The 7057-nt window shown below is 68.3% G+C and carries 7 protein-coding genes; all 7 read right to left on the bottom strand.

The window, feature by feature from the left end; all coding sequences use genetic code 11:
• Positions 1-127 precede the first annotated feature (127 nt).
• Entirely contained in the window at positions 128-790 is a 663-nt protein-coding gene (locus L995_RS25975) for a DUF799 domain-containing protein (RefSeq protein WP_017407772.1), read from the bottom strand.
• A gap of 1 nt (position 791) precedes the next feature.
• On the bottom strand, positions 792-1166 hold the full coding sequence (locus L995_RS25970) for a DUF4810 domain-containing protein (RefSeq protein ID WP_016445722.1): 375 nt from the start codon (positions 1164-1166) through the stop codon (positions 792-794).
• Positions 1163-1843: a CsgG/HfaB family protein gene (locus tag L995_RS25965; protein ID WP_016445723.1), complete on the bottom strand. Its 681-nt coding sequence runs from the start codon at positions 1841-1843 to the stop codon at positions 1163-1165. Before L995_RS25965 ends, L995_RS25970 begins: the two co-directional genes overlap by 4 nt.
• Before the next feature lie 98 nt (positions 1844-1941).
• Positions 1942-3660, bottom strand: coding sequence for a single-stranded-DNA-specific exonuclease RecJ (recJ, locus tag L995_RS25960; RefSeq protein ID WP_047474184.1), 1719 nt, complete (start codon positions 3658-3660; stop codon positions 1942-1944).
• A gap of 10 nt (positions 3661-3670) precedes the next feature.
• Positions 3671-4669, bottom strand: coding sequence for a phosphoglycerate mutase (locus tag L995_RS25955; protein ID WP_047474182.1), 999 nt, complete (start codon positions 4667-4669; stop codon positions 3671-3673).
• A gap of 66 nt (positions 4670-4735) precedes the next feature.
• On the bottom strand, positions 4736-6061 hold the full coding sequence (locus L995_RS25950) for a sulfatase family protein (protein ID WP_047474181.1): 1326 nt from the start codon (positions 6059-6061) through the stop codon (positions 4736-4738).
• 44 nt (positions 6062-6105) lie between these two features.
• Positions 6106-7057, bottom strand: a 952-nt coding sequence (locus tag L995_RS25945) for a tripartite tricarboxylate transporter substrate binding protein (protein WP_047474180.1), incomplete at its 5' end; no start/stop codon positions are given.

Raw genomic sequence — 7057 nt, 5'->3', positions numbered from 1 at the left:
GCCTGTGGCCAAGGCGCCCGCCCGGGCACCTGCCAAGGCCGGCGCGGACGACGACTGGGAGACCTTCTAGCGGGAGGAGCGGGGATGCAGGCCGGCGCGTGCATGTGCGCCGGCCTGCAGGCCTTCGTCAGTTGCGCGGTTTGCCGTAGTCGGGCGAGCGCGGGCCCGGCAGCAGTCCGCGCTGCGCCATGGGCGACAGCAGGCGCTGGTTGGCGATGGAGGCGATCTGCACGCTGCGGTCGTTCATGGTGTCCAGGATCTGGTTGAGCAGTGCCGTCACCAGAATGCCGACCAGTCCGCCGCCCGAGCTTTGGCCTTCGGCACTGGAGGCCGTGGCGCTGCCGTCCCACAGCTGTGTGCCGGTACGCAGGTCCACCAGTTTGGCGTCCAGCGTGACCACCGAGGCGCTGCTGATCACCGCATAGCTGGTGCCGTAGTTGCGGATGTTCAGGTACAGGGCCGCATCGGCGCCAAAGATTTCACGGAGCTTGGCCACGGGCAGTTCCTGCGCATCGTCGGCGCTGACGATGCCGTTCTGGCGGAACATTTCCTCGGTGACCGCCACGGGCAGGACGTAGTAGCCAGCCTCGGCCAGCGGCAGCGTGATCTGCGACAGCACGCCGGCCGGCGCATTCACTTCCGGCGACTGGTTCAGCGCGGGCATGACCAGGATGGATGCAGGCTTGGATGCCCGCAGTGCCGAATAGTCATAGGGCGCAGTGGTGGCGCACCCGGTCAGTGCGACGGTCATGGCCAGGGCCAGGGTCTTGATGTGTGTGCTCAGGCGCATCTCAATCCTTGCGGGCCGTGAAAGTTTGCAGCAGCGTGTCCATGAACTTGGCGGATTCGGGGAAATGCTGCTTTTCCTCTGCCAATTGCTGCACCGTCTTTTCGTTGTTGCCGGTCCGGGAATACAGCATGGCCATATGGGCGCGATAGCCGGGGGGCAAAGCCTTTCCCTCGGCCTGCACCTTCAGGCGGGTTTCTTCCAGCTTGAGCAATTGGTCCTCGGCGCCTGTGCTTCCATCATCCTTGAGGTATTGATAGACCTGGGGCTGGTAATCGTTCCAGGCATACAGCGGCTGGCGCGGTGCGGCGCAGCCGGCCAACGAGGCGCAAATGGCCAGTGCAGCCAGGGTTGCGGCCGAATGGGGAATCTGCTTCATTGCGCGGGCTTCCATGCACCGCTGTCCATGCCGGCCGCCAGCTTGTCCACGGCTTCGCGGATGGCCAGATCCAGCACCTTGCCATTGAGTGTGGAGTCATAGCCGGCCGTGCTGCCGAATCCCACGATTTCCCGGTTCGACAGGCTGTATTCGCCTGCGCCCTGCACCGAATAGACGACTTCGGAGGTCTGCACCCGGACGATGTTCAGGCTGACCTTGGCATAGGCCACCTGCTCCTTGCCACGGCCGAGCACGCCGAAGAACTGGCGGTCCCCGACCACCTTGCGGCCGAACTCGCTCACGTCGCCGGTCACGACGTAGGTGGCGCCCTTGATCGCCTGCTCCTGCCGGTTGAAGCCCGCTTCCTGGCGGGTCTCGGACATGTTGTCGCGGTCCAGCACGCTGAATCGGCCGCTTTGCTGCAGGTGGGTTACCAAGATGGTTCTGGCCTGGCCACCGAGGCGGTCGACTCCGTCCGAGAAAATGCCGCGCTGGAAGCTGGAGCGGTTGTCGAACTTGCCCACGGAAATGGGGCTGCGCGGGCCTTGATAGGCGCTGTATGCAGAAGCGGGTTTGGCCGTTTCAAGCGTGCGCGATTGCTCGGTGGTGGCGCAGCCGGAAAGGCCGGCGGCCAGGGTGATGGCAATGGCCGTGCAAGGCCACAGGCGAGAAGTCATGAGTTTTTCCCCGGTTTTCTTGGAATGAATTTGCAATAAATTGTTGCAAAAAACCGGGGATATTAACCGAGCGGCGCCGTGAAGGGCCGGTGGAATCTCTAGGAAACGTCCGAATGAACGCCCTCGATCAGGAATTGCACCTTGCGCTCTCCGCGCCATTCATTGATGTCCATGCGAAATGCAATGCAGGCCGATGGCGGCAGCGGGTCGGTATGGCCGAACCAGATGCCGTCCACGGTTTCGCCCTGATGGCGCAATTGCAGTTTCAGGTGCTTTTCACCGACCAGGCGCTGTGAGAGCACTTCCAGCTGTTCGCTGAAGGTGGGCGGGGCAAAGCCCTGGCCCCAGACCGCGAGATTGAGCTGCTCGACCATTTCGGGCTTGCGGAAATCCGGGTCCAGCGGTCCGTCGGTCTCTATGCGGCGCGTCAGCGTGGCCGCGTCCAGCCATTCCTGTGCCACCTGGGCCAGGGCCTTTTCGAACACCGCGAAACCGGCCTCGGCAATGGTGCAGCCGGCCGCCATGGCGTGGCCGCCAAAGCGCAGCAGCAGGCCGGGGTGGCGCTTGGATACGAGGTCCAGCGCGTCGCGCAGGTGAAAGCCGGGAATGGAGCGGCCCGAGCCCTTGAGTTCATGCTCGTGCCCCGGCGCGCCGCTGGCGGCGAAGACGAAGCTGGGCCGGTGCATGCGGTCCTTGATGCGCGAGGCCACGATGCCGACCACGCCCTCGTGGAAGTCGGGGTCGAACACGCTGATGGCGGCCGGCGGCGTCATGCCGTCCTCGCACAGGCCTTCGGCCATGAGCAGGGCCTGCTCGCGCATGCCGCCTTCCAGCTCGCGGCGCTCGCGGTTGATGGCGTCCAGCATCTGCGCCAGGTTGGCGGCGCGGCCCGCATCGTCCGTGGTCAGGCACTCGATGCCGATGGTCATGTCGGACAGCCGGCCGGCCGCATTGATGCGCGGACCCAGCGCGAAGCCGAAGTCGAAGGTGGTGGCCGCAAAGGCCTTGCGGCCGGCCGCGTCGAACAAGGCCTGCAGGCCCGGCTGCATCTGGCCCCGGCGTATCTGCTTGAGGCCCAGGGCGACCAGGCGGCGGTTGTTGGCGTCCAGCTTCACCACGTCGGCCACGGTGCCCAGGGCGACCAGGGGCAGCAAGGCCTCCAGACGGGGCTGGCTGGTCTTGTCGAAGCGGCCGCGCGCGCGCAGTTCGGCTCGCAGGGCCAGCAGCACGTAGAACATCACGCCGACACCGGCCATGGACTTGCTCTCGAAGCTGCAGCCGGGCTGGTTGGGGTTGACGATGGCATCGGCCAGCGGCAGGTGGTTGCCGGGCAGGTGGTGGTCGGTGACGACCACCTGCAGGCCCAGGGACTTGGCCTCGGCCACGCCTTCGACGCTGGCAATGCCGTTGTCCACGGTGACCATCACGTCGGCGCCGGTTTCCTTGACACGGCGCGCGATGGGGGGCGTCAGGCCGTAGCCGTCCACCACGCGGTCGGGCACCAGGTAGCCGACCTCGGTCGCGCCCAGCATGCGCAGGCCGCGCCAGCCCACGGCGCAGGCGGTGGCGCCGTCGCAGTCGTAGTCGGCCACGATGCACAGGCGCAGGCCGCGTTCTATGGCGTCGGCCAGCAGTTGCACGGCGGCCTCCATGCCCAGCAGGCCGGAGGGGGCCAGCAGGCGTGCAGGCGTGTCGTCCAGTTCGTCGGCGGAGCACACGCCGCGTGCGGCGTAGAGCTGGGCCAGCAGCGGGTGGACGCCGGCCTGGCGCAGTGCCCAGGCCTGCTGTGCAGGAATCTCGCGGGGGATGATTTTCATGGGCAATGTGTCAGAGCATGCGGCCCAGGTCGGGCAGGGCGCGGGGGCCGAAAAGGCCCGTCAGCCTGTCCAGCCAGCGCGGCGGGCGGCTGCTCCATGCGATGGCATGGCGTTCGCCGCACAGCGTCAGCGTGAGCGGGTGGCCTGCGCGCACGCGCTCCAGCAGGCGGGCGATGAGCCCGGCGTCCAGCGCCTTCCAGGCCTCGCGCCACGCAGCGGGGTTGCCCTGCAGGGCTGCGGCGTGAAGGTCGTCCAGGCATTGCACGGCGGCCTTGGCGCCGGTGGCCGTGCCGGGCTGCAGGCGCCCGGCGCCGTGGACCCAGAAGGCGTTGATGGGCACCTGGCCGCGGGCGGCGCGGGCGTCGTTGAAGACATGGGTGTAGAGCAGCATCTGCACCTCGCTTTGCAGGCGGTGCAGGGCGCGCGCCTGCTGCGCATCGGGCAGCCAGGGCCGCACGTCGCGGCCGATGACGCGGTCCATGGAGGCCGTGGCCAGGTCATCGAACAGCGCACCGCGCGCCAGCCAGCGCTGCGGCTGCTGGTACTCCAGCACGATGCCGTCGTCAGCGAACCAGGGCGCCAGCAGGGCCCGCAGCTGGCGGGATTCCTCATCGCTGAGGGGGGTGGTGGCGGGATCGCTCTGGTGCACCTGGTCTGCGCCTATGTGCCAGTGGCAGGGCGTGACATAGGCGCAGGCCTGTGCCGTCTCACCGGCCTGCCAGGCGGCCCAGGCAATCAGGCCCGGCGCATCGGGCAGGCCCAGCGAGCGCGCCAGGGCGCGTTCGTGGGGAGGAGAAAAATCCATCTCCGTGCCGGTCTGTGCGGGCGCGGGCTGCATCAGCGCCAGCAGGGATTGGAGATGGGGCAGCTCCAGTCCGCCCCAGACGGCCGCGACGGCAGCGTCATCCGCTGCATCCGAGGACGGACCGCCGGCATAGGGAATGATCCATTCGGTTGTTTCCTCCAGCGGGGCTTGGGTGGAGGACACCAGGGGCGCGGTCAAAAGCATGGCCGCTATTGTCGGGCATGGGGTGCCGCAGTGCCGGCGCCTTCGTTTTTCCCCTTGGAGCGCGGTTCAGCGCTGGGGCATGTCCCGGGCCGAAGAGACCAGGCTGACCGTGGCGTCCTCGGGGATGGGCGGCATGCCCTGGTTCCAGTCTTCCCAGGCGCTGCGCATGGCGGCCAGACGCTCGGGCGCGCGCACTGCCTGGTTGGCGCGCTCGCGCTCGTCGGCGGCCAGGTCGAACAGGTAGTCGATGCCGTCCACGCGCAGGTACTTCCAGTCGCCATCGCGCAGGGCACGTTGGCCGCGGTGCTTCATGCGCCAGTGCAGGGTGCGCGGGAATTCGGCATCTTCGGCGCGCAGCACGGGCAGCAGGGAGACGCCGTCCAGCGCATGGCCGGCCGGCGCCTGCACGCCGGCGGCATCCAGCACCGTGGCCGACCAGTCCATGCTCATGCAGTGCTGGGGGCTGCTGCGGCCCGGTGCGATCACGGCCGGCCAGTGCGCGATCCAGGGCACGCGTATGCCGCCCTCGGTCAGGTCCATCTTGCCGCCGACCAGGGGCCAGTTGTCGGAGAAGCGTTCGCCGCCGTTGTCGCTGGTGAAGACGATGAGGGTGTTGTCCAGCTGCCCGTTGGCGCGCAGCGCCTCGACGATCCAGCCTATGCCTTCGTCCATGTGGTGGATCATGCGGCGGTACTGGTGGATGTTGCCGCCGTCCAGGTGGGCAATGCCTGCGCCCAGGGCCTCGGCCGTGCTGCGGTCCTCGCGCGTTTCCCAGGGCCAGTGCGGCGCCGTATAGTGCAGGCTCAGGAAGAAGGGCGCATCGCCTTGGGCCATGCGGTGGACGAAGTCCACGCTGCGCTGCGACAGCAGGTCGGTCAGGTAGCCCTCGTCATGGTGTTCCTCCTCGCCCACCCACAAGTCGTGCTGGCCCGAGCTGCTCAGGTGGGTGAAGTAGTCCACGCCGCCCGACATGGGGCCGAAGTATTCCTCGTAGCCCGAGCGCAGCGGGCCGAAGTGCGGCGGGTAGCCCAGGTGCCATTTGCCGATCAGCGCCGTGCGGTAGCCCGCATCCCTGAGCATGGAGGCGACGGTGGGCATGTCCGGCGGCAGGCCCAGCTTCTCGCCCAGCGGCGTGCCGCGTGTCTTGCTGTTGATGGGCTCCTCGGCCGCACCGCGCAGGCGGTACTGGTAGCGCGCCGTGGCCAGGGCAAAGCGCGTGGGAGAGCACACGGGCGAGTTGGCATAGCCCTGGGTGAGCCTGAGGCCGCTGGCGGCCAGGCGGTCGAGCACCGGGGACACCGCTCCGAAGTCGGCCGCGCGGCCGCCGTAGCAGCCGAGGTCGGCATAGCCGAGGTCGTCGGCCACGATGAAAAGGATATTGGGACGGGACATGGAAATGCGCTCTGTGCAGGGTCGTGGGCGGGAAGCGGCGGCGCTCATTCCATCTTCATTCCGGTGGACTGGATCACGGTCCGGTAGCGGTCGGCCAGCGCCTGTATGCGTTCGGCGGCGGCCGGGCCGGTTAGGCCTTCGTAGAACAGGTCGTTGGCGCGCATGCGCTCGCGCAGCGCCGCATCCTTCATGGCCTTTTCCAGCGCGGACTGGATCCTGGCGACCAGCGGCTCGGGCGTGGCGGCCGGCACCCACAGGGCGAACAGCACTTCCTGCTCCAGGTCCTTGTGGCCCAGCTCGCCCACGGTGGGCACGCCGGGCACCAGCGGGTTGCGCTGGCGCGTGGTCACGGCCAGCGGCACGACCTTGCCGGCCGCCACCTGGCCCAGCATGGCCGAGGAGCTGATGATGCCGCCGTCCACCTCGCCCGCCAGCACGGCCGTGCTGGCCGGGGCGTTGCCCTTGTAGGGCACGTGGCTGACCTTGGCGCCCGTGGCATGGGTGAGGATGGCCGAGGCCAGGTGGCCCGGCGTGCCGTAGCCGGCCGAGCCCAGCGTCAGCCCGCTTCTCTTGCCCTGGGCGATGAACTGGTCCAGCGTCCTGAGGCCGGTGCGGGGATTCACGGCCACCATCATTCCCTGCGAGGCGATCATCATCACGGGACGCAGGTCCGTGCCCTTGAACGGCATGCTCTTGTAGATGAAGGGATTGACGGTGAAGGTCGTGTCTATGCCGACCAGCAGCGTGTAGCCGTCGCCGGGTGCCTTGGCCGCGTTGTCGGTGCCGATGTTGCCGCCCGCGCCGGGCCGGTTGTCCACGACGAAGGGCTGTTTGAGTTCACGCTGCAGTACCTCGCCCAGGCTGCGCGCAAGAATGTCGGCGGCGCCAGCGGGCGCGAAGGCGACGACGATGCGCACGGGTTTGGCGGGCCAGGCGGCAGCATCGGCGGCCGCATCGGCCCGGGCGCCAGCGCCGGAGCCCAGGCCCAGCAGAAGG

The sequence above is a fragment of the Delftia sp. ZNC0008 genome (genome assembly GCF_000799035.1).
Classification (GTDB): Bacteria; Pseudomonadota; Gammaproteobacteria; order Burkholderiales; family Burkholderiaceae_C; genus Comamonas; species Comamonas tsuruhatensis.
The sequence above is the reverse complement of the archived record's forward strand: the minus strand, read 5'-3'. Positions and strand labels throughout refer to the sequence as shown.